Below are 25,324 nucleotides of genomic sequence, written 5' to 3'. Positions count from 1 at the left end.
GCCGGCCCTTTGGGCAATTGCTGTCATATTCTCCTCGCTTCGTGATGGAGGAGGTCGAACCAGCCGACGGAAATCGTTCGCACGAATGCGTTTTTTTCTTGTTCGACTGTCGGGGGGCTGGTAAACTCTACTCACCGGACTGGTGAGCGTATAGGAATTGGCGTTCCTGCTGACCGAAGCCCCCCTCGCCAGGTTTCGACCTCGCGGGGGGTTTTCGTTTCTGGTGGGCGTTCTCCTTCAGGCTTGCTTGGGATCGGTCGTGATCTCGCGCGATCGCTAGACGGGCTGGCTTGCCTCCCGTCAGTATGTGACGACCTCGAAGCCATGGCGTCCTTCGACGTCGCGCCACTCAACAGCGACGCCCCGGAACCGGCCCTCGTGACTGCAGCTTTCGCGGGCTCGCGTGTCGAAGCCGATCCAGGTCTGGGCAGTGGCTTCGGTGACGCCGGCGGCGCGCCAGGCGAACTCGCCCTGCGGGCCGTAGCTGCCGATCCGGACCCGTTCACGGCGAACCCGGCACGAATGGTCACCGGCGGCGTTCTCGTGATCCCAGACGTGCCAGTCGATGTCGTAGACCCGGATGGAGCGGACGAAGTCGAATGCGGGGGTAGAGAGGTCGATGTCGGCGCGCTCGGGGATCGATCTCTGAACAAGGTCCAATGCGAGGTCGCGCGTGATCCGGCGCGGGTCTATCCGGGCCATCGCATCGAGCAGCGTGGGCGGTGCTTCCGCGTGCCCCTCGACGCTCGCGCGCAGCGGGCAACGCCACATCTGCAGCGGCGGCTCGATGGGCCAGGGGGTGATCCGGCGGACGAACTCGGCGCGGGCGGCGGTGCACTCGGTGGAGGCTGGCCATCCGCCGGCGAGACATAAGAGGATCGCACAGTCGATCGGGTAGGCGGGGGCGGCGGTTGCAAACGAGGACGCGAAGGCGACCGCCATCGCGCTGGTCTTGATCGACGGCATGATCTCGGCTCCTGTGAGAGATCGAATGCCTATCAATCTATACAGATTGACACGTAGTGTCTATATTGCAGCTTCGGCGGTCTTGAGGATCTCGCATTTGAAGGCGAGGAAGCGCCCGGTCTCGTTGCCGACGATCGGACCGATGGCCGCCGGCGAGAACCCCATGGACCGCGCGATCCGCATGAACGCGGGCGGGCCGAGGAACAGACAGGTCTTGGCCTTACGATCGGCGAGGTAGCGGTTGGCCACCTTGAGGATGTCGCGTGCGACATCGATCTTGGGCAACGTTGCTAGCCGGGTCAGCTCCCACACGTCCTCGGAGATCGGGGGCGCCTCATAGCACAGGTCGTCCGGTAATCCCGGCAGCTGCCCGTCATAGGCGTCCTTGATCATGTAGGAGTATCGGACGCGGCCGGACCCGAGCGTTCGGTCGGTGCGGATCAGCCGCGCACCGCCGATGACGTCCTTGCCGCGATGAGCGATGACGTAGACTGCGTGGAAGGAGTCGTACTGCTCGAACTCGATCCCGTCCGCATGGCTAAGATCCCAGTCCATCTCGTCGATGAAGGTCGCTTTGCGTAGGGCCATGAATTGCCTGACAAGGTCGTACCGGCTCGACGGCATGAACGGCTCGACGATCGTGATCGTCGGTGTGCGCGCGGTGTCGAAGGCGCGCGGTTTCAATGCCGCACCTTCGGGTCGTCCGCGAGGCGCGCGAGGCCCAGGAACTGCCGCGACGCCGTGGTCGGATTCTCTAGATAGAGCCCGCCATCCGTCACGGTGATCGTGACGACGCCGTCATCCTGGTAGGCGCTGAAATACGTATTCAGCGTCTCGACCATATCCCGGGTGAAGGCCACTTCGGCCATGACCTTCGGCTGTCTGAGCTTCGGGAACTCCATGGTCCGACGAAGGACGGGGCAGGAGGTTCAAGTCAATGATGCGCCCTTTCGGTGTATCCGATAGGGCGTATATCGAAGTAAGTTCTTCCGCTAGGTAAACCTCGTGAATACATCTCGCGATATGCTGGAAACGTTGATCCCCAATCTGGACGACGAGCTAGCGCGTCTGCGTCGGACGGCGCCGTCAGGCTTCGTCCTGGCGTTTAACTGGTCCGTCATGGGGCCGGAACACATGATCTCGGAGTTTCCGGCCGAATGGCGCACGGAATACGAAGAGAAGAACTACATGGTCGCCGATCCGATCTTGATTTGGGCATTTAGTCTATCGGGCGTGAGGCGATGGTCTGAGGTCCGGCTGCCCGACATCCGCAAGGTATTGGAGCGAGGGCGCGCGCACGGACTGGCCTACGGCGCCGTCTTCTCGCAGAAGCGAGGCCTCAAGCGATCGGTGCTCTCGATCGCCCATGACAGCCGGGAATTCACGGACGAGGAGATCGATGCAGTCGACGCGCGGTTCTCGCTGTGGTGCGATCTGGCGACCAACCAAGCGGCTCTGACTGCGAAGGAAATCGCGGTACTGCAGCTCCTGAGGGACGGCGAAGGCCAGAAGGAGATCGCGCAGATCCTGCAGATCGCCGAGACGACGGTGAAGCAACGCGCGGTCTCGGCGACGAAGAAGCTCGGGGCGAAGAACCGGACCCAGGCTGTGGCGATTGCGCTGAAGCGCGGGTTCCTCGACCACGTCGCTTAGCCGCCGAACCCGGCTCTCCCGATGAAACACGCCGGGTCCCGCACTGCCCATTCGGATACACCGAAAGGGCGCCTCGTTGTCCGCTTCTCGAAGCTGTCCTAGCCGAATGGACGAGCCGCAGGACGCGAGGTCATCCATGACGAGAAACGACATCTCCACCGCCGCGGAAGCTTGGCCGATCCGGAAGATCCTCGACGCTCGAACGGGCGAACAGGTCGGCGCCGAATACATGTGGGACGATGGCCAGCGCGCGCTCTACTGGTTCGACGAAGCTGTGAACGAGATTCGCTTCGAAGCCCTCGACTTCGTCCCGCCGCCGCCTCTGGGGCTGAGGTTCGGCCGCTAGTCGAGTTCATAGCCCAGATGAAATGCGGGTGCTGCAGCCCTGCCGCCGCTTACATCTCGGGCGCCATGCGATAGTAAACGGCAAGGTACGAAGGGATTCGGTCGATCTTATGATTTGATCGCAATCTTTACATGTTGTAGGAAGTGGGCAGCCCTGCTGCCTGCGTCCTTTGTCGCGGAGACCGAGGGTGACTGACAGACCGATCAGAGACACCCCGAATGTGGTCACGGAAATCCAGCTTAAGGCGTTGCTCGAACACGGTTGGGGCATCGAGGTCGCGGCCAGGGCCGATCCGGTCCTCAAGCAATCCTTCTGGTCGGGCGAATGGATCATCCGCGTCGTCAACGAGGACGGTGACGAAGAACGCGCACTCGTGCCGACCCGGGCCGGCGGCGATCTCGAGATCAAGCTGCGTCTCTTCAAGACTCCGAACGGTCTCATCACCTTCCTGTACGGCCTCGGTTTCCCGGCCGCGACAGTTCCGATGCGCGCGGGGGAGACCGCGTTGCACAGGGCCTCTGACCGGAACGTCCGCTCGTAAAGCTTTTGGCCTGCACGCCGCGGCGGTCGCCCTCCTTCTCAATGCATCGCCGGCCACTCCGCAGGTCCTCGTTCCAGGCGACAACGGCTTCGAAGAATGGGCTGATGCCGGCCGCCTAGTCATTTTCGGCGCCGAGCGACCTCCGGCGGTCGCAGCTACTCGCGGCGTCGCCGTTGCTCGTCTGCCGGCTACGGTCACGCCGTCGGCCGGTATTCGCGAGATGATCCGCGACGCCGGCTTCCGCTATGCATCCCATGGGGCCATCCGCAGGGCCGGTCTGTCGCCCCGGCAGTGGGCGCTCCTCTTCCAGGCGCTCGTCAAGATCGAGAGTGCCTACAATCCTCGCGCGCGATCCCACGTCGGCGCCTACGGTCTCGGGCAGCTCATGCCCAGTACGGCCGACTATCTTGGCGTCGATCGCTACGACCCGGTCCAGAACCTGGACGGCGCGGTCCGATACTTCCTCGAGATGCTCGACACATTCGGCACGCCGGAGCTGGCGATTGCCGCCTACAACGCCGGGCCGGAAGCGGTCCGCCGTCACGGGGGCATTCCGCCCTACCGTGAGACCCAGGGCCACGTCCGGAAGGTCATGGCTGCCTATACCCAACTGACCCAGAACGGGGGACCAAGACCATGACTGATAATATTCATTATGTTTACGCAGCGATCGCGCTGTTCTGTGTGTCGGCGTCGCCGGCGATGGCCCAGGCCATAGACGTGAGCGCCTTCGACGCCTTCCTGACCTCAGTGCTGAACGCGCTCACCGGCACGACCGGCCGCCTCATCATGACGCTCGTCGCCGCCGCCGTGCTGATGGCGGGCACCTTCAACTTCATCGACTGGAGCCGCGTCTTCCAGGTGCTGTTCGTCGTCGTCGCCATCGGCGTCATCCCGACGATCATCCAGTCGATCTGGGGCGCGGCGAGCTGAGACCCGCCCGATGATCGAAACCCCGTTCTACAGCGCGCTCACGCAGTCGTCTCGGCTGCTCGGTCTGCCCTACGGCTTCGCGATCCCCTTCATGGGGTTCACGGTCATGCCGTTGATCTGGTCGGTGAGCGCATGGACGCTGGCCTGGTGTGAGGTGGTCTACATCGCCTGCCGGATCGCGGCCCGCTACGACGAGAAGATCATCGACGTGCTGATGACGGGGTTTCGGGTGGTTCCGGGAACGCGAACGCGCGGCCTCTTCGGTGGTGACAGCTATGGCCCTTGAGGTTCCCGCCGTCGCCGCCAAGCTGGTCGCGCAGCGCGGGCTCCTGCGCCAGGGGCTCATGCACCTGCCGTACGTCTCGCTGGTGAACAATCACGTCGTCCGCCTGCGGGACAACTCCTTCATGACCTGCATCCGCGCCGATGGACTGAACGCCGCCACGACGCCGGATCGCGAGCTGGACGCGCTGAAGCTCGCCTTCGCGGGCATCCTGTCCCAGCTCGATCCGACCTTCACCATCTACACCCATCGGGTCAGCCGCCGGGTCGATCTGACGACCTCGCTCGACCCGCTGAAGGCCAATGACTTCCCGGCGGCGGTCGACGCGCGGTGGAAGGCCGGTCTCGACGCGCGTCAGATGCGCGACTGCCGGCTGACGATCTCCATCGTCAAGCACGGCCGCCTCGCACGCGGCCTCGATATGTTCCGGGGCGCGTCGAAGCTCGTCGGCGCAGGCCAGGCCCGCGACCTCGAAATCCTCGCCGACACCGTGCGCGCCATGCGCGCCGCCCTCGGTGCCGACGAGACCCGCATTCTCGCGGCATCCCCGGGCGAGCTGCTGGGCTTCCTCGGCTCTATCCAGACGGGCGACGAGCGCCCCATCTACCCCAGCGGCACGCTCGGCGTCGTGGCCGACGACGTTCTCTCGGAGCGGGTGACCTTCCAGGGCCCCGGCTGGAAGTTGCACGATGGCCCCCTGGGCGAACGTTACGGCGAGATCCGCGCGATCCGCGCCTACGGGCCGATGTCCTGGGTCACGATCTTCGACGAGTTCGCCATGCCCTGCGACTACGTCATCGCCCAGAGCTTCACGCCGATGGCGAACAGCGCGGCCGTCGAGAAGATCCAGCGCCAGCGCAGCGTAATGCGCGCCACCTCGGATGCACGCGAGCAGGCCGGCGAGCAGCTGGCCGCGCTCCACGAGGGCGTGCTGTCGCAGCGCGTCTCCCTGGGGCAGCATCACATGACGGTAGCCCTGATCGACCCGGATGCTACGATCGTGCGCGATCTGATGTCCGAGGTCGAAGGGATCGGAGCCAATGCAGGCTTCCGCCTCGTGCGCGACAGCCTCGTCCGGAAGGCGCATTACTTCGCTCAGTTCCCGGGGAACATGGGCACGCGGAGCCGGGTGAACGTCATCACCAACGGCAACTTCGCGGATTACGCATCCTTGCACCGCACGCCGCTCGGCAAGGACCGCGGCGAGGTGCCCTGGGAGACGCCCGTGGCGGTCTTCCCGACCTCGATGGGGTCGAGCTACCGCTTCAGCTTCCACCGCCGCGGCGACGGCCGGGGCGAGCCGCCTGCGGGCCATACGCTGATCCTGGGCGAGACCGGGTCGGGCAAGTCGCTGCTGGCGTCCTTCCTGATGACGCAGGCCCGGCGGACGGGCGCACGCATCTTCGCCTTCGACTACCGCCAGGGCCTCGAGATGGCGATCCGGGCCATGCGCGGCAGCTACTCGGTGGTCCAGAGCGGCCTGCCCACGGGTCTCAACCCGTTGCAGGTCGAGACGGATGGCGAGGGCGTCGAATGGCTGACCGATTGGCTCACCCGCATCCTGGCCCCCGAAGGCGGGCTGACGCCGATGCAGACGCAGGCCATCCTCCAGAATGTCCGCCGCAATGCGGATGCCGACGGCCCGCTCCGCCAGTTCCACGAGTTCGCGCGCCTCTTCGCTTCCACCGACGACGAGGGCGGGGTGCAGCGACTGGTCGAGGAATGGGCGCGGGACGGCCGGTTCGGCTGGGTCTTCGGACAGTCCGAGACCGACAGCTTCTCGCTCGACGGCGAGGTGATGGGCTTCGACCTGACACAGATCCTAGACGCGCCCTCGCCGCGTGAGCGGACGGCCGTGCTGAGCTACATCTTCCGCCGGATCGAGCGGCAGTTGCGGGATCGGACGCGGACGATCGTGCTGATCGACGAGGCTTGGAAGGCCATCGACGATCCGTACTTCGCCACCGTGATCGAAGGCTGGCTCGCCACCTTGCGCAAGCAGAACGCGGTCGTCGTGATGCTGACGCAGAACGCGGGCCAGCTCGCCCGCTCTCGCGTAGGCGAGCGCGTCTTCTCGTTCTTCCCGACGCAGATCCTCTTTCCGGACGGCAAGTCCTCTGCCGAGGACTACGCCGCGCTGCGTCTCAATTCGGCCGAGATCGATATCGTCACGTCGCGGTCGCTCGGGCGCCACTTCCTGCTGCGCGACGACGAGAACAGCGTCGTCCTCGACGGCGACGCGTCCGCCTTGGGCGATCTGCTGCACGTCCTCGGCGGCGGCACGGCCGGTCTCTCGGTCGCGGGTCCCGACTTCCGTACGCAGCCCGACTTCTGGAGGCACATCCCATGACGCGACCCCTCTCTCTGATCGCGGTCCTCGGCCTGCTATCGGGCTGCGTTTCGGCCCAGGACCGGGAGGCTCGATGTTCCTGCTTCACGCAGGAGGGCAACCCGACCGGCAATTGCGACTTCGCCGCCTTGCCCCCGGGCCCCGGCGGCGTCGGTGGTCGGCCGGTCTTCAAGTTCCTCTCCGACGACCAGGCTGCGACGCTGGCCCGGTCGTCCCGCTCTCCCACCGGCACCCTACCCCACAAAGGAGCCCAGTGCCGTGGGTAGGTTGCTGCGAACACCCCCGATCGCAGCGGCCGCGCTGGCCGCCCTGTGCCATTCTTCCCTGGCACAGGGCGTGCCGACCATCGACGGGCGCACGCTGGCGGAGAAGCTGCAAGCCTATCTCCACCTCGAACGCGACGAGGACACGCAGGTCGCGAAAGCGCAGAACCGGGCGGACATCCAGGATTTCAAGGCGCAGCAGCTCGACGCGCTCGACCGGATGATCGAGGCCTTCGGATCGGTGCCGACGATGACGGCCGCCTTCACCGGCGGCGGGGCGAGATACGAGGGCGTCGAGGAGGTCTATGGGCCGGTCGCCAACCCCGCCGGGCGCTTCGTCTTCGGAGATGCGCGCGAGGACATCGAGCAGCTCATCATCCGCGGCGCGGCCGACACTTATGGGGAGCCTGGCGTGGGCCGCGCCGGTCTGTCGCCTCTGCAATGGCGCTGCCTGCTCCAGGCCCTGATCTGGCAGGAGAGCCGGTTCCAGGTCGGGGCGCGCTCGCCCGCGGACGCCTTCGGGCTCACGCAGATCATCCCCGGCACGGCGCGGTATCTCGGCGTCTATCCCGACTACTACACAGATCCCTACCTGCAGGTGGTGGGCGGCGGGCGCTACCTGGCCGAGCAGCTCCAGCGCTTCGACGGCAACATCATCTTCGCGCTCGGCGCCTACAATGCGGGGCCGGGGCGGATCATCGAATACGGCGGCGTCCCGCCCTTCCGCGAGACCCAGCACTACGTCCAGGTGATCCCCGAGAAGTACAACTCGTATCTGCGCACGATCGGGGGCGCGGAAGCCCTCGGCACTCTCGACCCGGCCGAGTATGCGGTCGCCAATGCGAGCCTTCTGTCGGACGGCTCGATGCACTATGCGGGGCATTCACTGGCGACAGCCCGCCAGGCGCTGATGCGGGTGCGCGCGCTCGTCGCCCAGATCAGCGACACGAACACCGCCAAGCAGGCGATGGACCTGAACACCGCGATCCGGGCGGAGGTCACGCTGATCGTCGCCGCGCGACTGCGCACCAAGGCCGCCCGCACCCAATCCGAATACTCCCAGGTCGCGGCCCAGCTGACGCGCCAGCGCGAGGCAATGGCCTTCGTCGACTTCTCTACGCCCGAGTTCTGAAAGGACGCCCGATGCAATTTCCCGCCCTCAAGCCCTGCCTGTTCGCTCTCATGTTCGCGGCCTCGGCCCTGCCCGCGTCGGCGCAAGGCGTGCCGACGATCGACAGCGCCAACCTGCTGCGCCAGATCCAGATCCTCGAGCAGCTGGCCGCGGATGCAGGCATCCAGGCCGAGCAGCTGGGCCAGCTGGCCGAGCAGGTCCGCGTCCTCGAGGAACATCTGACCCGCCTGGAGGAAATCCAAGCCCTCTTGTCGGACCCGACCGAGGTGCTGTCGCTCGCCCTCGGCATCGATCTCGACGGGCTTCTCGAGGGCGAGTTCGACGCCGAGATGCTGGGCACGATCCTGCGCGGCGCGCGCGGCGATTGGAGCGGCATCACCGGCGGGGCCGCCCCCGACTTCGAGGCGGCGATCGACCGTGCGCTGTCCGGCTCGGGCACCTCGCAGGAGCAGATCACGGCGATGGCGGAATCGGACGACCCGGCCGCGCAGCGCAACGCCACCGCCACCACCAGCAACGCGGCCACCTCGGCCGCGGCCGAGATCGCCTACGAGGAGGCGGGCCAGTCGGTCCAGCGGGTGGGCGTGCTGATCGGCGAGATCGAGAACCTGGATACGCTCAAGCAATCGGTCGATCACAACACCCGCGTTACGGCCGAGCTCGCCGTCGCCATGGCTGCGCTCTGGCAGCTCGAAAGTGTCCAGACCATGAATGTGGGCCTCAACGGCGTCCTCGATGCCGCGACCCTCGCCGACATCGAGCAATTCGTCGACTTCACCCAGCCGGAGTTCGACTGATGTCGGAGGCGGCCGGGACCATTCTCGAGGCGGAAGTGATCTACGGCGCGCTGCGCCGCGAGAAGTTCTGGCAGATCGGGTTCGCAGGTATGGCCCTGGTCGCGATGGTCTCAGTCGGCTCGGCCGCAGGCATCCTCTATGCGATGCGCCCCCCTGCCCCGGTCGTCGTCCCCTTCGACCCGGCGACGGGCCTGGCCGTCCCGAACGCCAGCGTGGAGGCGATCTCGCTCGACGAGCGCACGGCCGTCGTCCAGTCCCTCGTCTGGCAGTACGTGACCGACCGCGAGACCTACAACCAGATCGACAACGACGTGCGGATCAACCGCGCGCTCGCGCGCACCGACGGGACGGCCCGCCGGGCCTTCCTGGCCCTTTGGGACAGTGGGTCGGATCAATTCCTGCCGGATCGCTACGGCGATCGTGCGCAGGTCGAGGTGGTCATCACCTCGATCACGCCCCTGCCCAACGACCGGGTGCAGGTGCGGATGCGCAAGCGGCTGACGAACCCCGACGGGGCGACGGTGGGCAACTTCACGGCCGTCATCGGCTACAAGTTCGCCCCCGGCGAGGAACGGACCCTGGAAGCGGTCTGGGCCAACCCCCTCGGCTTCACCGTGTCCGAGTACAGCATCACACAGGATCGGAGAGAGTAGATGCGCCACTTCATCCTGGCGGGCGCGCTCGCATGCCTGACCGCCTCCCCCATCCTCGCCGAAGCCATCCCGGCCGGATCGCGTCTCGACCACCGTGTCCGCGAGACGCGCCACGTGGACGGACAGGTCTACAAGATCCGAGTCGCCCTGACCCGCGCCACGACGGTCGAGCTGGAGCCGGGCGAGCAGATCGTCTCCATCGTCGCCGGCGACACCGAGAGCTTCCAGTTCCAGACCGTGCCGGGCGATCGCGTCGTCGCCATCAAGCCGACGGCTCGCGGCGTGCGGACGAACGCCACGATCTACACGAACCGCCGCAGCTACTACCTGACGCTCGAAGAGGGCAACGCGCCCTTCTACGTCGTGCGGTTCACCTTCCCCCGCCGCGCGAACCAGGCCGGGACCGCACCCCGGCGAACGGCGGCGAAACACAGCTACGGGGTGAGCGAGCGCAACGCGATCACGCCAAGCCAAGTCTGGGACGACGGGTCCTTCACCTACTTCCGCTTCCCGGCGGGCGCGCCGGTGCCCGCGATCTTCCGCGTCACCAGCGGTCGCGAGCGCAGCGTCAACAGCCAAGTCGTCGAGGATCGTGTCGTCCGCGTCAGCGGCACGTCCCTACAATGGGTGGTGCGCATGGGCGATATCGAAGTCTGCATCGTGGAGCTGTTCTGATGGCGAATGACGACATCGACGACCTGCGCGCGCGGCGCGAGGAGATCCAGGCCGGCGCCGCCCGGGCCAGTGCCCGCGGCTCCACGGGTCGGATCGCGCTGATGGCGGGGGCGGCCAGCGTCATCGGTGCGGGCGCGTTCTGGGGCATCACGCAACTGGTCCCACCGACGAGTGTCGAGCCGCCGATCCCGACCAGCGAGACGACCGAGTTCCCCGAGGACCGGACGGCGCAGGACACGCTCGAGCTGCCCGCCCCGCCGCCACAGGTGGTCATCAGCACGCCGGCGCCCGCCCCGGAGGTGGACAGCGCCACTCTCGCCCGGCTCCGCGAGTTGCAGGACGAGTTGGCCGCGGCCCGGGAGAGAGCCGACGAGTTGGAGGAGGGCAGCACGGCGCGCGAGCGTGAGCTACAGGCCGAGTTGGAGGCTGAGCGCGACCGCTTTGCGGCCGACATCGCCGCCCTGCGATCCTCGGCCGAGAACGACCAGGACCGATCGCGGGAGACCGAGGCCCAACTGCAAGCGAGTCTACGACAGGTTCAGGCCGACCTTCAGCGCATCCAGACCGAGGCGGAAGCCGATCGCGTCCGCCGCGATGCGGAGCGCCAGCGCGAAATGTCCGAGCTGGCGGCTCGACATGCCGAAGAAATGGCGGACCGCCAGCGGCAGTTTATGCTCCAACTGGAGGACGCCCGCCGCGTCGATCCGCTCGAGGCCGACCATCTCCGCCTCGAGCAACAGCGCCTGGCCGAGGAAGAAGCGCGCCGCGCCCGCCTCGCTGCCCAGCAGGAAGAGTTCCTGGCCCAGCAGGAGGCGCGCATTCGCTCCGACTTGCTCGCCGTCTCGACCGGCAGCGCCGAGGAAGGGTCCGACGGGGTCGACCGGGCGCTGTCGGCGGCGGAGCGCTTCGTGCGCCGCGGTGCCGGTGCCGTCGCCATCTCGCGGGCGACGCAGATCGCGTCGCCGGAGGCAACGGTGGCCCAGGGGACCATCATCCAGGCCTCGCTGGAGACCGCCATCGACAGTTCCCTCCCCGGCCCGCTGCGCGCCGTCGTGAACGAAGACGTCCACAGCCTCGACGGCTCGTTGGTCCTGATTCCCGGCGGCTCGCGGCTCTTCGGCGAGTACAAGTCCGATATCGAGACCGGCTCGAGCCGCATCCTTATTGTCTGGACGCGGATCCTCACGCCGTCCAACCGCTCGATCTCGATCGCCTCCTTCGGAGCGGACGCGCTCGGCCGCTCCGGCACGGGCGGCGCAGTGGACACGCGGTTCTTCGAGCGCTTTGGCTCCGCCGCCGCCGTCTCGATCATCACCGGGGGCGCGGCGGCGGCGGCGGATTCGATTACCGACGACGGCTCTGACGTCGCCGAGGACCTGGCCGACGACATCGGAAGCCAATCGCAGAGCGCGATCCAGACCGCTCTGTCGCTCGGGCCGCGCATCTATGTCCGTCAGGGCGCGTCCGTCAGCGTGATCCTCGACCGCGACGTCGAGATCTTCTGATGGCGACCTCCTATATCGAAAAGGCCCTGGCGCCGTTCCAACGGCTGCTTTCCGACGACATCGTCGAGCTGGTCGTGAATCCCGACGGCGGCCTCTGGACCGAGCTGCGGGGCGACGCCTACATGATCCGCCGCGGCAGCCTTGAGCCGGCGGCCGTGCGCGAGGCCGTGCAGCAGATCGCGGCCGAGGGCGGCGTGCGCGTCAGCGAGAAGCACCCCCTAGGCAGCGTCAGCTTCGAGTATGCCGGATGGCTCATCCGCGCGCAGGTGGTCGAGGCGCCCGTCGTACGCGGCGGCGACGCCCTCGCCTTGCGCTTCTTCAAGCCGGAGACGGAGGCCTTCGAGCCGAGATACCTCGTGGGTCAGGCCCAGAGCGCGTCTGCCATGCGGCGCGCGCTCGTCGACCACATCGCGTCCCAGGCCCGGCACGACCTGCAGGGGGCGCTGAAGGTCGCCGTCGAGGCCAAGCTGAACATCGTCGTGGCCGGCGGCACCAGCTCGGGCAAGACGACGCTCGCCCGCTGGCTCGTGCGTCAGGTCGATGCGCGTGAGCGGGTTCTGACGATCGAGGACGTGCCCGATCTCATGCCCACGCAGGCGAACAAGCTGATGATGATCTCCCGCAGGGAGAGCGACGTGCGCAGCCCGGACAAGCTGCTGCAAGCGTCCCTGCGGCTGCGCCCCGACCGCATCATCCTGTCCGAGGTGACGGGTGCCGACGCCTACACCTTCCTCAAGGCGATCAACACGGGCCATGGCGGCTCGATGACGACGATCCACGCCGACACGGCCGAGCTGGCCATCGAGCGCCTGGCACAGACCGCGTTGGAGGCGCCGGGGAAGATGACCTACCGGGACATGATCTCCTACGTCACCCGATCCATCGATGTGATCGTCCACATGGGCAAGGAGAACGGCGCGCGGGGCGTGAACGAGGTGTTCCTGCCGCGGGACTATGGCGGCGGAGCGGACATGACGGACGCAAAGGACGCTGCGGACGACTTGGACGCGATGGACGTGACCAGCTTCGACAGAGAGGAGACGGCGGCATGACGATCCGACTGAGGGCGGCGACAGTGGTGGCGGCCGTAACGATGGCGATCCCGGCAATCGCGCAGGACGCCGCCGGCGATGACGGCCTCCTCGATCTCACCCTTCCCGATCTCTCGGCCCCGGCTGACGCGGCCGGCGGCTACGTCGACCCGCAGATCAAGAACCGCGAACAATGCCTCGATCACCCGGGCCGCCCGGCCTGGGTCATGGTGCAGCCGGAAGGGATGGAATGGCGGCGGGACTTGATGCTCGCCTACGGAACCCTGCAGATCCGCCAGCGTGTCGTCGAAACCGGAGAATGCAGCTGCGACCATCGCTATCCGGATTGGGAGACGTTCCGGCAGGCGCTCGAAGAGCTCGTGGCGCCGTTCGAACAGGTACGGCTCGCCGACATGCCACAAGCGCAGCAGGATGACCTCTACCGCCTCGAGCGCAGCCTGCGGCGGCCCGCGTCCAAGATCGGCTTCGAATACGGGAAAGCCTGCCAGGGCGCGCGCTGATGGGCTTCATAGAGACGATCTACACGGACACCATCACCTTCCTCGATGGGATAGGTGAGACGCAGTTCGGCCAGATCGGAACCGCGATCGCGGGACCCGCGCAAATCTTGGCCGCCCTGGTCGCCCTCCTCGTCCTCATCAACATGTCGATGCAGTGGCGGCCGATCGACGCGCGCGACAGCCTGTTGCTCTTTGTGAAGCTGATCCTCGTCGCGCTCTTCCTGCAGAACTGGACCCAGTTCAACGCCGTTGTCAGCGCGCTCTACGACCTCTTCGACAGCGTCTCGACTTCGTTCCTCGACGTCGCGGGTTCCTCCAGCGGGACGACCTTCGCGCGCGAACTCGACCAGCTCATCGAGCGCCAGGCGGACGCCTTCAACATCACCGCCGGCCGCCTGAACATCCTCGGCTCGGTCCTGAACGCGCTCATGCTCTTCCTGATCGCGATCTTCGGCGCATTCGCGACGCTCGCCATGGTCGCGGCCCGCGTCGTTCTCACGCTCTTGATCTCGCTCGCCCCGCTCGCGATCATGGCGTCGCTCTCAGAAAAGACGAAATCCTACTTCGAGGCTTGGGTCTCGGCGCTCATGTCGATGCTCCTCTTCCCAGTCCTCATCGCCGGCGTCTTCGCCACGATCCTCGCCATGAGCCGCGCCGCCATCGACCCACTCGGCGACGAAATCAACACGATGGGAGACCTCACGCCCCTTCTGATGGTCGTCGTCCTGTCCATCATCCTCGTCGCCGCCTCGCCCTTCATCCTCACCCAGATCACTGGGTCCTTCCAGCTCGGCGCCTTCGCGGGCACCCTCGCCAGGGGCTCGATCGCGCCGGCTACGGCCGTCGGCGGGCGCCTCGTCGGGGCCGCCAAGCGCGCACCGGCTGCGGGGCGGGACTGGACAGCTCGGCTGACACAGGCTGCCGAGGCTGAAGCGAGACAATCCGTTGCCGCGCAGCAAAGTAGTCAATCTGCCGATGGCCGTGCCGGAAAACTCGCCGCAGGCAGCGCCCGTGTTCAGCGGGTTCAAAGTATGCGGACCGGGCGGGGCAAGTAACTAAAACCTATGGGTTCTGTAGACGCCTCGGCCCGTCCCTCACTCAATCACTGCCGCACGGCCTTGCTCATTTGTGCGGCGTGAGAGAAGCCGAAGACGGGCGCGAGGGGACCGAGCGACGTCGTCGCGACCTGTTTGAACCCCTCACGCTCGTAGAGGGCGCGGGCGCGTGGGTTTGTGTCGATCACGTCGAGGCGGATGCGTGCCAGACCCGCTTCGGCGGCACGCCGCTCGATCGCGGCCAGTAGGGCAGTGCCGACGCCCCGGCCTCGTGCCTCTGGCATCACGAAGATGCCGTCCATCAGCAGCACGCCGCTTTCGCAGGGGCGTTCGAGCGCGCTCACCGCGATTCCTCGCCAACAGGCGCCGACCCATCCGTAGACCGCCGCGAGATCCCGGAGGCCGCCACCGACGAACGCCCCGTCCGGCGTCTTGAAGCCAGCGACGCCCAGGAACGTGCCGTCCCGGGCGATGGCGCTGATGGCGTGGCCGGGGTCGAGGACCCGCCCGATGAAGGCTGTCGCCTTGCATTCGGGTCCGAGCGGATAGCGCAGCTTTCGCGCGAAGGCGTCCCAGTAGCCCTGAGCGGCCAGCATGCGGTCGGCGGGCCGCAGACCTTGCAAGATGTCGATGTCATGCGTGGGATGTTCGGTATCGCTCATCCTGCACGTTCTATGTGCTTTCGAGACGCGGCCACAGTATGACGATGCAATGCGGATGATCCTGCTGATCGTCGCCGGTTTCGGCTTGCTTCTCGCCTTCGTGCTCTGGCGCCTCGCCGATCACGACCTGGACCGCCGTGCCTCCGAGCCCTTCGCCTTCGATGTGGGTGGGTCCACCTTAGCGGGGACGCTGTGGCTGCCGTATGGGCCGCCGGAGGCGGCGGTTGTCCTCGTCCACGGCGACGGGCCGCAGGACCGGACGGGCGGCGGGGGCTATCCGCCGCTGGTGAACCTGTTGCTCGACCGGGGGATCGCCGTGGCGTCCTGGGACAAGCCGGGCGTAGGCGCATCCGAAGGCGATTGGCTGGATCAGTCGATGGCGGACCGGACGGCAGAGGCGCGCGCTGCGCTCGCCGTCCTGCGCGGTCGGTTGGAAGGCATCGGGGTGGGAGCGCTCGGCTTCTCGCAGGCGGGCTGGGTGCTGCCCGCGCTCGGGCCGGGCGAGGCCGATTTCCTCGTGCTGATCGGGCCAGCCGTCTCGTGGCAGGCGCAGGGCGACTACTACACCCGTGTCCGCCTCCGCCGGGCGGGCGCCAGTGAGCCGGAGATCACGGAGGCCCTGGCGCGCGAGGCCGCGGCAGATGCGGCGGCTTTCGGTCCAGCGGCCGGTCCGCAGGATGCGCCGGAAGGAATGACGCCCGCGCGCTGGCGCTTCGTACGCACCAACAGGGACGCCGACGCAAACAAGGCATTTGCGCGATCGACCCTGCCGATTCTGGCCATCTGGGGTGTTGATGACCTCAACGTCGACGCCGAGGCCGATGCGGCTGCTTACCGCGCGCTCGTCGGCGACAAACATCCGGCGACCGAAATCCGGGTCGTGCCCGACGCCACCCACGCCCTGCTCAAGTCGGGGCCCTACAACTGGCAGCTCGCCGAGGATTGGCCTTGGCACGCCCGCGCCCGCTTCGCCCTCGAAGGCCGATACGCCTTCGCCCCGGGCGCGCTCCGCAATGTCGTGTCATGGATCAAGGCAAGGGGCGGAAGGCACAATACCTAAAAGCTGCCCGTTCCTCCGACCGCGTTTCACTAAGTATGCGGCGGTTACGGGCGGGATCTGTTTCGCAGGGGTCGGATCGGGCCGCGTCACGCGGTGACACCCGGCTGCAACCATGCCGAGCGCCACGCGAGGCTGCACCCGTCCAGAACGCACAGGTGGAGCCTGGCCCCGCCGGTTCCGAAGCGACCTCTCGCGTTACGGATGCCAAAGTTGGGCGATTCTGAAGGAGTTTCCGAGAGCGAGTCCGACTCTTGGCGTTCGCCAGAAACCCTATTTTTTCAACACTGTCAACCCGTTATCGACCTCCTGAAGTGAGTCGTTCCGCACGGCCCGCCCTTGCCGCCGGAGGCCGACCAATGACCGCGAACAACTCTTCCCCTTCGTTTCTCAGGGCCGTCCTGGTCATCATCCTCGCACTCGTCCTCTATGACGTCATGAGCGCGATCGTGAAGCATCTCGGGTCGCGCTATTCTACGCAGGAGCTGACGGTCTTCCGGAACCTCTTCGGCCTCGTCCCCGCTCTTACGATCCTCCTCACATCGCGCGGATGGGCCGATGCGGGGCGCCCGGTCGTCTTTCGGCAATGGCCCCTCGCGATCGCGCGGGGATGCCTGGGCGTGTTCGCGCAGATGAGCCTCTATCTCTCGCTGCGCTACATGGACCTCGCGACGGCATCGACGCTGGTGTTCGCAGGACCGCTCTTCATTGCCGCGCTCTCGGTGCCGATCCTCGGGCAGCGGATCGGGCTTTGGCGATGGTCGGCGATCGCCATGGGCTTTCTCGGGGTGATCCTGATCCTTCGTCCCGACGGTTCGGACTTCGGCTGGTACTCGTTGCTTCCGATCCTCGCGGCACTGGGGTTCGCCAGCACGAGCGTCACCGCCAAGCTCTTCGAGGCGGACGTGCCGACCGCGCTCATCAATCTCTATTACACGACCACCGCCCTCATCGGCGCGACGATCATCGTGATGGCGACGGTCGGCTTTGCAGGCGTCACGGCGCCCGCGGACTGGCTGTGGTTGGTCGGCATGGGGGTCGTCGGTGGGCTGGCCGCCTTCTGCATGACGACGGCGAACCGCATGGCAGATCCTTCAAGCCTGTCGCCGTTCCACTACTTCGGCATCCCGTCTTCGTTCGTGCTGGGCTGGCTATTCTTTGCAGAGGCGCCATTCGATGACTTGATCCCTGGCGTTTTCCTCATCGTGGGGGGCGGGCTCCTCATCATCTGGCGCGAGCGAGTCTACGCGGATCAGGCCGCGTAGATTGTGCTGCAGGCGCCAAACACGGAACGTCCACCGAGTATACATCTGGAACTGTTCGTCTGCGACGACTGAGTGCGTGACTATCGCTGCCCGCCACGGGCGTAGAGGGCCAATCCGACTACGACCAACGCGATACCCACGATGGTCGCAGTCGTGACCGTCTCGCCAAGTAGTAGCCATCCTCCCACGGCCGTCGCCGCCGGAACAACTGCACCCGAGAGCGCCGTCGCGGAGGCGCCGAGCCGGTTCACGGCGATTCCGAACACCACCATGCCGAAGAGCCCGGCAAGCCCGCCCTGCACCGCGATCTGGATTAGCACGTCGGTCAGCGGCGCCGTCGTCAGACCGGTCCCGTCCGAGAGCCCCCACAGGGGCACGACCACCACGGTCGACCAACCGCAGATGATCGCGGCCCCGTGCCAAGGGTCGAGCCCGCTGCGCCGGAAGGCGACGGTGTAGATCGCCCAGATCACGCCTGCGAGGATGAAGAGCCCATCTCCGATCAGCGTCCGCCCGTCGAGCGGGCCAACCAACGAACCGCCCGTGATGCAGAGGACGGCGACTACGACCAGCGCGAGCCCCGAGAGGCGCAGCCCGCCGAACCGCTCGCCCAGCACGAGAGCCGAGAGCGCGGCGACGAAGAGTGGCATGGCGCCGGGGAGTAGCGCCCCCATGTGCGCGGCGGGCGCGAACTGCGCCCCGGCCATCGCGAGCAGCCCGAAGGGCAGGCCCGCGCCGAGGACGATCAGGGCCGTCAGCCAGAGCGGGCGGTCGGGCGCGACCGCCCCACGCCGCCAGAGCAGAGGCGCTAGGACGAGGCCCGGCACCCCGTAGCGGAACAGCGCGAGGTCCAGCGGTGTGAGGGTCGTCGTCACGCCCCACCGCGTCGCAAGCTGCCAGATCGTGACCCCTGCGGCCGTCGCGATCCAGGCGAGGATGCCGACGGCAAACCCGCGGCGATCGGGTTCGATGGGAGCGGTCGTCTTCATGACGCGGAGCCTACGCACATGAACGACATGCGTCCGGTCGCTTCGACGCGCGAACTGGTCTATCCTGATCACCACCATGCGAGACCTCCCCCTGTCCCATCTGCGCGCCCTTGCCGCCGTCCGAGCCGAAGGCGGCGTGCGAGCGGCGGCCCGGCGGCTGGGGGTCGAGCACTCCGCCGTCAGCAGGTCGCTGCGCGAGCTCGAACGCTGGCTCGGGGCGCCGCTGACGCGCCCAGGGACGCGTGGCGGACCGCTCCACCTGACTGCGCAGGGCCTCGCCCTGGCCGATGCAGCGCTGCGCACGATGATCGATCTCTCTGCCGCCACAGCCGCCATGCGTGAGGGCAGCGGAACCCGCAGCGTCTCGATCTGCACGCCGCCTTCGATCGCAGCGCGGTGGCTTCTGCCTAGGCTCGACCGAATGCAAGCCGAATGCTCCGGCATCGAGGTCTCAATCGTCGTCGACGAGATGCGGATGGCCCCGCTCGATGCGACAGTCGACCTTACCCTCCGTATGGGGCCGAAGCCAAAGACGCCGCTTACGGTTCACGAGCTGGGCGACGACGCAGCCTATCCGGTGATGGGCAAGGCGGCTTGGGAGCACGCCGGCCGGCCCAACAACATCACAGCGCTCCGCGACCTGCCGCTTCTCCACAATCGGGACACCAATACCGCTTGGGACCGCTGGCGCGAAGTCATTGGGCCAGCGGACCTCGACGTGCGAAAGGGCGTGCGCCTTACGTCGTCGGACCTCGTGCTCCGCGCGGCCGAGGCCGGACGCGGGGTGACTTTGGAACGCGGCTGGCTCGAAGCGGACGCCATTCGGGATGGGCAACTCGTCCGGCCGTTTGGTGATCTCTCCTTACCCCTCCCGGGGGAGTGGTGGCTTGCCGAGGGCGATAACACGTCGGCGCGACACTCCGTCCGACAGGCCCGTGATTGGCTGATCGCGGAGGGCGACCGCGCCGCGTAGCTGTTCGCATACTCGCGAGACATGGTTCGACGCGCACGGTATCGTGACGGTGCCGGGTCATTAGGACATCGAATGCTTTCCCATCTCGCCAGAGCCCTCGCCGCCTGTCTCGCCCTGCTCTCGACCGCGCTTCCGACCGCAGCGTGCGAGATCGCGATCACGCTCGATGACCTACCTTACGTCATGCCTTCGCGCACCTCGCCCTCCGAGGGGCTGGCGCAGGTTCGGGCGGTGAACGAGGCACTGGCGGCGCATGGGGTGGAAGCGACAGGTTTCGCGGTCGGTGGTCAGATCGGATGGCGCTCTCGCCGAGCCGTGGCTGCCTTCGCCGAAGCTGGACATACGGTCGGCAACCACTCCTGGTCGCACCCGGACTACGGCACGCTGACACCAGAACAGTTCTGCGATGAGACGCAGCGGACGGACGAGGCCCTTTCGCGCTGGATCGGGGAGAGCCGCCTCTATCGCTTTCCCTTCCTGCGCGAGGGCGAGACGGCGGTGGCGAAGGCCGCCGCCGACGAAGTGCTGGCCGAGTTGGGCTACGTGAACGTCCCCGTCACCATCGACACGGACGACTGGCGCTACAACGCAGACTACATTGATGCGCTCGACCGCGGCGACGAGGCGACCACCGCCGAGATCGCGGAGGCCTACCTCGCCCACATGCGCGAGCGGACGCTGCACTTCGAGGCATTGGCCGAGGAAGCCATCGGCCGGGAGGTGCCGCACATCCTCCTCCTGCACATGAACCGGATCAACGCGGATCACCTCGGCGCGCTCCTCGACTGGTATGCCGCCGAGGGCTGGACCTTCGTCACAGTCGAAGAGGCGATGCGCGATCCCTTCTACGCCATGCCCGACCTCTACGCCGGGCCGCGCGGGCTCTCGCAGATCGAGCGAGTGATGGGACGGCCGAGTGAGTAGTCGACGTCGAGCAAGGTTCTGATCGGAAATACACGCGAAAAAACTCGACGCGGGACGTTCAACCTTTACGCGGCCAGCTGTATAGGACGAGCGCGGCGGCGATCGTCGTCGCGACGATAGCGAACGCCATGCGATAGGCCGCGGCGGTTTCGAACCCGCTTGCTGTCGCGACATCGAGCGCGGCTCCGAACCCGGTCTGCATCGCCGGGATCATCCCTACGCCGAGGAGGATCATCAGCGCGTTCGCCCGCCCGAGAGCGTGAGGCGGCACCGCATCCCTTAGCAGCACTCCGAGCGGGATATAGAACTGTTGGAGAAACACCGAGCTGGCGAGCAAGGCGAGGGCGAGCGCGACACCAGGGGATGGCAAGAGAGCCAGCGAAGCGAGGCAGGCGGCAGACCCGATCGCGCCCGTGACGACGACCCAGGCACGTGCCCGCCCCGTACGGTCGAGCCACCCGAACGCGAATCCGGCCGCGATGGTCATGGAATAGAGGCCCATAAGGGCCTTCCCAGCCGCCTCCGGGCTCAGACCGTGGACGCTCTGAAGGTAGGGGCCGCCCCAAAGGCCGGTGACGGTGGTGATCGGGGCATAGGCGACCGCCCCGAGTTCGAGGATGCGCAGCACCGCGCCGTCGCGGAGCAGCGCGAGATATCCGACCGGCGCGTCGTCCTTCGAAGTCAGAAGCGGTGCCCCTTCCGGGATCGCTCGCAGCACGATAACGAGCGCCGTCGCAGCAAGACCGGCCGCCAAAACGAATGACACCGACCACGGCATGCGTTCGAGCGCGACGGAGAGCGGCCATGTCCCGAGGAGGCCGCCGATCCCACCGAGTGAAACCAGCAACCCCTTCCCGTAGCCGTAGTCGCCCGGTGGCAGAAAGCGGGCCAGCGCGACCTGCACGCCACCGGCGCTCCCGGCCATTCCCATGCCGACGAGGACGCGCGCCGCGACCAGGGCGGGCCACGCGGCGGCCCCCAGGCTCGGCGCGAGAGCAAAGAGAAGCGTACCGGCTCCGATGACGGCGAGGGACCATGCCAGCACCCGGCGCGGCCCGAAGCGATCAAGGGCCGCGCCCGCAGGGCCCTGCGCGGCCAGATTCGCGACGAACATGGTGCCCACGACGAGGCCGAGCGCGGTCGCGGTCAGATCGAGCCGGTCGCCGAGGACGGGACCGAACACGCCGCCTGCGGCCCGCTGGAACTGGCTTAGCGCGAAGACGACGATGCAGGCGATCAGAACGGAGCGTGCGACGATCGGGGTCGATGGGGTCTCGGTCATCGCCTTGGCATAGCGATACCACCTTGGACGCGATAATATCGCTTCGATACCTACCGATACTCCTGAAGGATCATGCCGGACCCGCTCGACCACCGTCTCCTGCGCCAGATCGCGACCGTTGCCCGCATGGGCGGCCTGCGCGCCGGGGCCGCCGCGCTGAACATGAGCCAGCCGCCCCTATCGCGGACCGTTCGGGAGCTTGAGGCCAGCCTCGGGGTATCGCTCTTCGAGCGCACGGCGCGCGGGATGGTTCCGACGCCCGCGGGCGCCGTGCTGATCGAGGAGGCCGAGGCGATCCTCGCCGCGCTCGACCGCGCCGCGGCGCGCGTACGGCGCATGGGGGCCTGGCCCCGCCCTCTGCGGGTCGGCTTCGTGTCGGCCGCGCTCGACGCGCACCTGCCGGACCTGTTGGACCGGATCGCCGCACGCGGATGGCCTGCGCCCGAGCTGGTGGAGACGCCGACAGAGCTGCAGGCGCGGGCGCTCGCCCGGGGCGAGCTGGACCTCGGCCTCCTCCACCCACCGGTCGAGATGGCGCAGGGCCTTGACGCCGTCTCCCTCGGTCGCGACGGATTCCTCGTGGCGCTGCCCAAGCGAGATCCACTTGCCGACCGAGAAACCATCCGATCCGCAGATCTCACCGGGCGGCCCCTCGTGCTCTTTCCGCAGGCCCAGGGCCCCGTCCTGCACGCGGCCATCACTGCCGCGCTGGCGCCGGGCGGACGACGGCTTCCCGTCGCGGCCGAGGCCGCGCGCAGCCACAGCCAGCTCGCCCTCGTCGCGGCAGGCGTCGGGATCGGTCTGATCGGCGCTTCCGTGGCGCGGACCGTCACCTATGCCGGCGTCGTGCTGCGGCCCTGGGCCGACCGACCCGATACCATCACCCTCGAATGCGCGATCATGGGCGGAACGGCGCTTCTAAGAGAGCTGGCGTTTGAGTGAAGGTCGGGCCTGATCATATCAGGCATATCCGCGCGCGCACCGTTGAGAGACGTCCGAACAGACTACGAAGGCTCACTAAGGTGGATGGGGATGCGGCAGCCGTCGCCGTCGGCCCGAACCGGCGATGCCCGTTCCTGCGCGATTGCTGGGCCTCCGCCAGGCGCCGATCGCGCCCGAGTGTCACCAAATCTTGGCACAACTGTCATGACGTGATGACCGCCCTTCGTCCTTCTTCCCCCGTCGTTACGAGCCGCATCAACATGGGATCACAGATAAGGACAGAGCCAATGACTACTTCGTTCATTCGATGGCCCGCGGCACGCATTGCGGCGGCCACTCTCCTGGTCGGCTCGGGTCCGGCCTTCGCCGATTTCGGCTATGTCGCCAACATCGACGTGCAAGGAAAGGCCGAGAATGCCGAGACGGTCGCCGGCGTCGTCTTCCACGATCTCAGCCGCGACGGCGTCATGCAGGACGACGAGCCCGGCGTCGCAGGCGTGATGGTGACGAACGGGCGCGAGGTCACGACCACCGGACAGGACGGCACCTACGCCTTGCCGGTCTACGACAACATGACCGTCTCGGTGGTCGAGCCGGCTGCCTGGGACGTGCCCACCGACGAGAACGGCGTTCCGCAGTTCTTCTATCACCACCTCCCCGACGGCACGCCCGAGGCGCTGCGCTATGGCGGCCTGGCGCCGACCGGACCGCTGCCCGAGGCAATCAACTTCCCCATGATCCGCACCGGCGCCACCGACAGCTTCGACTGCGTCATGATGGGGGACACGCAGCCCTATTCCAACACCGAGATCGGCCATGTCCGCGACGCCACGCTCGACACGATCCTGGGCGAAGACCTGTCGGAAGCCGAATGCATCGTGATGCTGGGCGATGTGATGGGCGACGACCTGTCGCTCCTGCCGCGATTCATGTCGCTCTTCTCGGTCGCGGGCCTGCCGCAGTACTACGTCCACGGCAATCACGACTTCGACTTCGACGCCACCACCGACGAGCATTCCGCCGACAGCTGGCGCCAGATCTACGGCCCGAACTATTACGCTTTCGAGATCGGGCAGGCGACATTCATCGCGCTCGACAACGTGGTCTACCCCTGCGGCCCCGAGGATGACGGCCCAGGCGGGCGCGATGCTTGCGCCGATCCGACCGAGACGGTCTACAACGGACGTGTTACCGACCGGCAGATGGAATGGCTTGCCGGCATCCTCGACAACACGCCCGAGGATCGGCTGATCGTGATGCTCCACCACATCCCGTTCGTGTCCTTCATCGACAGCAATACGGGCCGCCACCAGACCGACAACCTCGCCGAAATCCACGAGATGCTGGCCGGGCGCCCGGCCATCAGCTTCTCGGGGCACACGCATACCTTCGAGTATCTCGACGCAGGCGAATGGTATCGGGGCTGGGAGGAGCAGGTCGGCGTCACTCGCCTGCCCTTCCCGCATGTCATCGGCGGCGCGCCGTCGGGCAACTGGTACTTCGGCGACCTCGGCTTCGACGGCACGCCTCTGTCCTTCGCCCGGGGCGGCACCCCGCCGGGCTTCATGATGGTCCGCTTCGACGGCAACGAACCGACGGTCGAGTTCCGCGCCGCCGGTCAGCCCGCCGACCGGCAGATGGCGTTGGCCTTCAACACGCCGGGCTTCCGCGACTGGTTCACAACGATCATGAACTGGACCGAGAGGCGCGACGACGAGGAGGCGGAAAGCGTGTCGGAGATGCCGCCGGTCACCGTGAACGACCTGCCCGATACCCGGCTCATGACTCCGGAGGACGTGGCGGGCACCGTCTGGCTGACCGCGAACGTCTGGAACGGCGGCCGCGGCACCGAGGTCTTCGCCCAGATCGGCGATGGCCCCAGAATGCCGATGGAGCGCACGCAGGCCGCAAATGGCGAGGACGTGCTGGCCGGCGCCGAATGGGCCGACCCGTTCTCCGTTCCGAGGCAGATGACCGTCGGCCGTTACGCCTGGCAGAGCACCGAGGGCGATCCACGCGCCCAAGGCTTCGAGCTGTGGCAGGGGTCGGACTTCGGTCCGGCGACGCCGCAATCGGCGCAGAGCTGGATGGTGGCCGACCAGTCGCCGCACCTGTGGCGGATGGAGATGCCCGCCGACCTGCCGATGGGCACGCATGTGATCCGCGTCACCGCGATCCAGCCCGATGGCCGGGAATTCACCGACCACATCACCTTCGAGATGCGCGAGGAGCGTCCGTTCCCCTACTGGGACGATACGCTTTGGCAGGACGCCTCGAACTGAGCATCCCAAGGTGGGTCGGCTAAGCCGAGGGCCGACCCACCTAAACCGCGCCGGCGTCCAAAACCATGTTGTGTGAGGGGCTCGGAGGTCCGATGGCCGGGCCGGACGGTTGACATGCGACGCGAAGCCCGACGACTGCGAGCCGCTGACAGGACGGTCATCCGGTCAGGGTTTGGCATGCCAAGACGCTATAGTTCAAAGGAACGTTCAATCATTCACGGCGCATTCATGAAAGACAATGGTT

The 25,324-nt window shown here is 67.1% G+C and carries 28 protein-coding genes; 22 read left to right on the top strand and 6 right to left on the bottom strand.

What is annotated here, in order from left to right:
- Window positions 1–300 precede the first annotated feature (300 nt).
- Genes jaqu_RS08345 through jaqu_RS08335 form a run of 3 tightly spaced genes read right to left on the bottom strand, consistent with a single transcriptional unit; the run spans window position 301 to window position 1,868 of the window.
- The gene (locus jaqu_RS08345; protein WP_052500859.1) at window positions 301–966 is read right to left on the bottom strand and encodes a hypothetical protein; all 666 of its coding nucleotides are present in this window, start codon (window positions 964–966) and stop codon (window positions 301–303) included.
- Window positions 967–1,026: 60 nt separating this feature from the next.
- A complete protein-coding gene (locus jaqu_RS20600) occupies window positions 1,027–1,650 on the bottom strand; it encodes an acyl-homoserine-lactone synthase (protein WP_052500858.1) in 624 nt (207 codons plus the stop codon).
- Complete coding sequence (locus tag jaqu_RS08335) at window positions 1,647–1,868, bottom strand: hypothetical protein (RefSeq protein ID WP_043918508.1); 222 nt, start codon at window positions 1,866–1,868, stop codon at window positions 1,647–1,649. Before jaqu_RS08335 ends, jaqu_RS20600 begins: the two co-directional genes overlap by 4 nt.
- 121 nt (window positions 1,869–1,989) lie before the next feature.
- On the opposite strand from jaqu_RS08335, the gene jaqu_RS08330 reads away from it, so the two are divergent.
- From jaqu_RS08330 to jaqu_RS08255, 16 genes are all read left to right on the top strand, one after another.
- On the top strand, window positions 1,990–2,619 hold the full coding sequence (locus jaqu_RS08330; protein WP_043918507.1) for a helix-turn-helix transcriptional regulator: 630 nt from the start codon (window positions 1,990–1,992) through the stop codon (window positions 2,617–2,619).
- Window positions 2,620–2,755: 136 nt separating this feature from the next.
- Window positions 2,756–2,965: a hypothetical protein gene (locus tag jaqu_RS08325; protein WP_043918506.1), complete on the top strand. Its 210-nt coding sequence runs from the start codon at window positions 2,756–2,758 to the stop codon at window positions 2,963–2,965.
- Between the two features lie 187 nt (window positions 2,966–3,152).
- Window positions 3,153–3,506 (top strand): hypothetical protein, encoded by a 354-nt coding sequence (locus jaqu_RS21345; protein WP_141134401.1) that lies wholly within the window; start codon window positions 3,153–3,155, stop codon window positions 3,504–3,506.
- A 220-nt stretch (window positions 3,507–3,726) separates the two neighbouring features.
- Window positions 3,727–4,146: a lytic transglycosylase domain-containing protein gene (locus jaqu_RS21340; protein ID WP_089268449.1), complete on the top strand. Its 420-nt coding sequence runs from the start codon at window positions 3,727–3,729 to the stop codon at window positions 4,144–4,146.
- The gene (locus tag jaqu_RS08310) at window positions 4,143–4,439 is read left to right on the top strand and encodes a TrbC/VirB2 family protein (protein ID WP_043918505.1); all 297 of its coding nucleotides are present in this window, start codon (window positions 4,143–4,145) and stop codon (window positions 4,437–4,439) included. Before jaqu_RS21340 ends, jaqu_RS08310 begins: the two co-directional genes overlap by 4 nt.
- 10 nt (window positions 4,440–4,449) lie before the next feature.
- Complete coding sequence (locus jaqu_RS08305) at window positions 4,450–4,725, top strand: VirB3 family type IV secretion system protein (protein WP_043918504.1); 276 nt, start codon at window positions 4,450–4,452, stop codon at window positions 4,723–4,725.
- Window positions 4,715–7,072 (top strand): VirB4 family type IV secretion/conjugal transfer ATPase, encoded by a 2,358-nt coding sequence (locus tag jaqu_RS08300; RefSeq protein WP_043918503.1) that lies wholly within the window; start codon window positions 4,715–4,717, stop codon window positions 7,070–7,072. Before jaqu_RS08305 ends, jaqu_RS08300 begins: the two co-directional genes overlap by 11 nt.
- Entirely contained in the window at window positions 7,069–7,338 is a 270-nt protein-coding gene (locus tag jaqu_RS08295) for a hypothetical protein (RefSeq protein WP_043918502.1), read from the top strand. The genes jaqu_RS08300 and jaqu_RS08295 overlap by 4 nt, the downstream gene beginning before the upstream one ends.
- A complete protein-coding gene (locus tag jaqu_RS08290; protein ID WP_236687820.1) occupies window positions 7,331–8,467 on the top strand; it encodes a lytic transglycosylase domain-containing protein in 1,137 nt (378 codons plus the stop codon). The genes jaqu_RS08295 and jaqu_RS08290 overlap by 8 nt, the downstream gene beginning before the upstream one ends.
- Before the next feature lie 11 nt (window positions 8,468–8,478).
- A complete protein-coding gene (locus jaqu_RS08285; RefSeq protein ID WP_043918500.1) occupies window positions 8,479–9,264 on the top strand; it encodes a type IV secretion system protein in 786 nt (261 codons plus the stop codon).
- Window positions 9,264–9,917: a virB8 family protein gene (locus jaqu_RS08280; RefSeq protein ID WP_043918499.1), complete on the top strand. Its 654-nt coding sequence runs from the start codon at window positions 9,264–9,266 to the stop codon at window positions 9,915–9,917. Before jaqu_RS08285 ends, jaqu_RS08280 begins: the two co-directional genes overlap by 1 nt.
- On the top strand, window positions 9,918–10,592 hold the full coding sequence (locus jaqu_RS08275) for a TrbG/VirB9 family P-type conjugative transfer protein (RefSeq protein ID WP_043918498.1): 675 nt from the start codon (window positions 9,918–9,920) through the stop codon (window positions 10,590–10,592).
- Entirely contained in the window at window positions 10,592–12,097 is a 1,506-nt protein-coding gene (locus tag jaqu_RS20595) for a TrbI/VirB10 family protein (RefSeq protein ID WP_052500857.1), read from the top strand. Before jaqu_RS08275 ends, jaqu_RS20595 begins: the two co-directional genes overlap by 1 nt.
- Window positions 12,097–13,149, top strand: a complete 1,053-nt coding sequence (locus jaqu_RS08265; protein ID WP_052500856.1) for an ATPase, T2SS/T4P/T4SS family — start codon at window positions 12,097–12,099, stop codon at window positions 13,147–13,149. Before jaqu_RS20595 ends, jaqu_RS08265 begins: the two co-directional genes overlap by 1 nt.
- 26 nt (window positions 13,150–13,175) lie before the next feature.
- On the top strand, window positions 13,176–13,649 hold the full coding sequence (locus jaqu_RS08260) for a hypothetical protein (protein ID WP_152626954.1): 474 nt from the start codon (window positions 13,176–13,178) through the stop codon (window positions 13,647–13,649).
- Window positions 13,649–14,704, top strand: coding sequence for a type IV secretion system protein (locus jaqu_RS08255; protein WP_043918496.1), 1,056 nt, complete (start codon window positions 13,649–13,651; stop codon window positions 14,702–14,704). The genes jaqu_RS08260 and jaqu_RS08255 overlap by 1 nt, the downstream gene beginning before the upstream one ends.
- Before the next feature lie 47 nt (window positions 14,705–14,751).
- Here jaqu_RS08255 and jaqu_RS08250 read toward each other — a convergent pair whose 3' ends face one another.
- Window positions 14,752–15,366 carry a GNAT family N-acetyltransferase gene (locus jaqu_RS08250; protein WP_043918495.1) on the bottom strand — a complete coding sequence of 205 codons (615 nt, stop codon included), beginning with the start codon at window positions 15,364–15,366 and terminating at the stop codon, window positions 14,752–14,754.
- Between the two features lie 55 nt (window positions 15,367–15,421).
- Between jaqu_RS08250 and jaqu_RS08245 the strand changes: the two genes are divergently transcribed.
- Both jaqu_RS08245 and jaqu_RS08240 read left to right on the top strand, forming a co-directional pair.
- Window positions 15,422–16,426, top strand: a complete 1,005-nt coding sequence (locus jaqu_RS08245) for an alpha/beta hydrolase (RefSeq protein WP_236687819.1) — start codon at window positions 15,422–15,424, stop codon at window positions 16,424–16,426.
- A 356-nt stretch (window positions 16,427–16,782) separates the two neighbouring features.
- The gene (locus tag jaqu_RS08240; RefSeq protein WP_043918493.1) at window positions 16,783–17,688 is read left to right on the top strand and encodes a DMT family transporter; all 906 of its coding nucleotides are present in this window, start codon (window positions 16,783–16,785) and stop codon (window positions 17,686–17,688) included.
- 80 nt (window positions 17,689–17,768) lie between these two features.
- Here jaqu_RS08240 and jaqu_RS08235 read toward each other — a convergent pair whose 3' ends face one another.
- The gene (locus jaqu_RS08235; protein WP_043918524.1) at window positions 17,769–18,677 is read right to left on the bottom strand and encodes a DMT family transporter; all 909 of its coding nucleotides are present in this window, start codon (window positions 18,675–18,677) and stop codon (window positions 17,769–17,771) included.
- A gap of 76 nt (window positions 18,678–18,753) precedes the next feature.
- Between jaqu_RS08235 and jaqu_RS08230 the strand changes: the two genes are divergently transcribed.
- Window positions 18,754–19,650: a LysR substrate-binding domain-containing protein gene (locus jaqu_RS08230; protein WP_043918492.1), complete on the top strand. Its 897-nt coding sequence runs from the start codon at window positions 18,754–18,756 to the stop codon at window positions 19,648–19,650.
- A gap of 72 nt (window positions 19,651–19,722) precedes the next feature.
- Window positions 19,723–20,574, top strand: a complete 852-nt coding sequence (locus jaqu_RS08225; RefSeq protein WP_043918491.1) for a polysaccharide deacetylase family protein — start codon at window positions 19,723–19,725, stop codon at window positions 20,572–20,574.
- A gap of 58 nt (window positions 20,575–20,632) precedes the next feature.
- On the opposite strand, the gene jaqu_RS08220 is transcribed toward jaqu_RS08225, so the two are convergent.
- On the bottom strand, window positions 20,633–21,856 hold the full coding sequence (locus jaqu_RS08220; protein WP_043918490.1) for an MFS transporter: 1,224 nt from the start codon (window positions 21,854–21,856) through the stop codon (window positions 20,633–20,635).
- Between the two features lie 72 nt (window positions 21,857–21,928).
- On the opposite strand from jaqu_RS08220, the gene jaqu_RS08215 reads away from it, so the two are divergent.
- Together jaqu_RS08215 and jaqu_RS08210 are read left to right on the top strand one after the other, a co-directional pair.
- Complete coding sequence (locus jaqu_RS08215; protein ID WP_052500855.1) at window positions 21,929–22,798, top strand: LysR family transcriptional regulator; 870 nt, start codon at window positions 21,929–21,931, stop codon at window positions 22,796–22,798.
- A gap of 287 nt (window positions 22,799–23,085) precedes the next feature.
- Complete coding sequence (locus jaqu_RS08210; RefSeq protein WP_052500854.1) at window positions 23,086–25,080, top strand: calcineurin-like phosphoesterase C-terminal domain-containing protein; 1,995 nt, start codon at window positions 23,086–23,088, stop codon at window positions 25,078–25,080.
- The last annotated feature ends 244 nt before the right edge of the window (window positions 25,081–25,324 follow it).

The organism is Jannaschia aquimarina, from assembly GCF_000877395.1.
Lineage (GTDB): Bacteria > Pseudomonadota > Alphaproteobacteria > Rhodobacterales > Rhodobacteraceae > Jannaschia > Jannaschia aquimarina.
This window is presented reverse-complemented; position numbering and strand designations above follow the sequence as displayed.

Excerpts from the sequence above, each read along its gene's own strand:
- jaqu_RS08345 (WP_052500859.1), bottom strand. The coding sequence starts at position 966 with ATGCCGTCGATCAAGACCAGCGCGATGGCGGTCGCCTTCGCGTCCTCG.
- jaqu_RS08335 (WP_043918508.1), bottom strand. The coding sequence starts at position 1,868 with ATGGAGTTCCCGAAGCTCAGACAGCCGAAGGTCATGGCCGAAGTGGCC.
- jaqu_RS08330 (WP_043918507.1), top strand. The coding sequence starts at position 1,990 with ATGCTGGAAACGTTGATCCCCAATCTGGACGACGAGCTAGCGCGTCTG.
- jaqu_RS08325 (WP_043918506.1), top strand. The coding sequence starts at position 2,756 with ATGACGAGAAACGACATCTCCACCGCCGCGGAAGCTTGGCCGATCCGG.
- jaqu_RS21340 (WP_089268449.1), top strand. The coding sequence starts at position 3,727 with ATGATCCGCGACGCCGGCTTCCGCTATGCATCCCATGGGGCCATCCGC.
- jaqu_RS08310 (WP_043918505.1), top strand. The coding sequence starts at position 4,143 with ATGACTGATAATATTCATTATGTTTACGCAGCGATCGCGCTGTTCTGT.
- jaqu_RS08305 (WP_043918504.1), top strand. The coding sequence starts at position 4,450 with ATGATCGAAACCCCGTTCTACAGCGCGCTCACGCAGTCGTCTCGGCTG.
- jaqu_RS08300 (WP_043918503.1), top strand. The coding sequence starts at position 4,715 with ATGGCCCTTGAGGTTCCCGCCGTCGCCGCCAAGCTGGTCGCGCAGCGC.
- jaqu_RS08295 (WP_043918502.1), top strand. The coding sequence starts at position 7,069 with ATGACGCGACCCCTCTCTCTGATCGCGGTCCTCGGCCTGCTATCGGGC.
- jaqu_RS08285 (WP_043918500.1), top strand. The coding sequence starts at position 8,479 with ATGCAATTTCCCGCCCTCAAGCCCTGCCTGTTCGCTCTCATGTTCGCG.
- jaqu_RS08280 (WP_043918499.1), top strand. The coding sequence starts at position 9,264 with ATGTCGGAGGCGGCCGGGACCATTCTCGAGGCGGAAGTGATCTACGGC.
- jaqu_RS08275 (WP_043918498.1), top strand. The coding sequence starts at position 9,918 with ATGCGCCACTTCATCCTGGCGGGCGCGCTCGCATGCCTGACCGCCTCC.
- jaqu_RS20595 (WP_052500857.1), top strand. The coding sequence starts at position 10,592 with ATGGCGAATGACGACATCGACGACCTGCGCGCGCGGCGCGAGGAGATC.
- jaqu_RS08265 (WP_052500856.1), top strand. The coding sequence starts at position 12,097 with ATGGCGACCTCCTATATCGAAAAGGCCCTGGCGCCGTTCCAACGGCTG.
- jaqu_RS08255 (WP_043918496.1), top strand. The coding sequence starts at position 13,649 with ATGGGCTTCATAGAGACGATCTACACGGACACCATCACCTTCCTCGAT.
- jaqu_RS08250 (WP_043918495.1), bottom strand. The coding sequence starts at position 15,366 with ATGAGCGATACCGAACATCCCACGCATGACATCGACATCTTGCAAGGT.
- jaqu_RS08245 (WP_236687819.1), top strand. The coding sequence starts at position 15,422 with ATGATCCTGCTGATCGTCGCCGGTTTCGGCTTGCTTCTCGCCTTCGTG.
- jaqu_RS08240 (WP_043918493.1), top strand. The coding sequence starts at position 16,783 with ATGACCGCGAACAACTCTTCCCCTTCGTTTCTCAGGGCCGTCCTGGTC.
- jaqu_RS08235 (WP_043918524.1), bottom strand. The coding sequence starts at position 18,677 with ATGAAGACGACCGCTCCCATCGAACCCGATCGCCGCGGGTTTGCCGTC.
- jaqu_RS08230 (WP_043918492.1), top strand. The coding sequence starts at position 18,754 with ATGCGAGACCTCCCCCTGTCCCATCTGCGCGCCCTTGCCGCCGTCCGA.
- jaqu_RS08225 (WP_043918491.1), top strand. The coding sequence starts at position 19,723 with ATGCTTTCCCATCTCGCCAGAGCCCTCGCCGCCTGTCTCGCCCTGCTC.
- jaqu_RS08220 (WP_043918490.1), bottom strand. The coding sequence starts at position 21,856 with ATGACCGAGACCCCATCGACCCCGATCGTCGCACGCTCCGTTCTGATC.
- jaqu_RS08215 (WP_052500855.1), top strand. The coding sequence starts at position 21,929 with ATGCCGGACCCGCTCGACCACCGTCTCCTGCGCCAGATCGCGACCGTT.
- jaqu_RS08210 (WP_052500854.1), top strand. The coding sequence starts at position 23,086 with ATGACTACTTCGTTCATTCGATGGCCCGCGGCACGCATTGCGGCGGCC.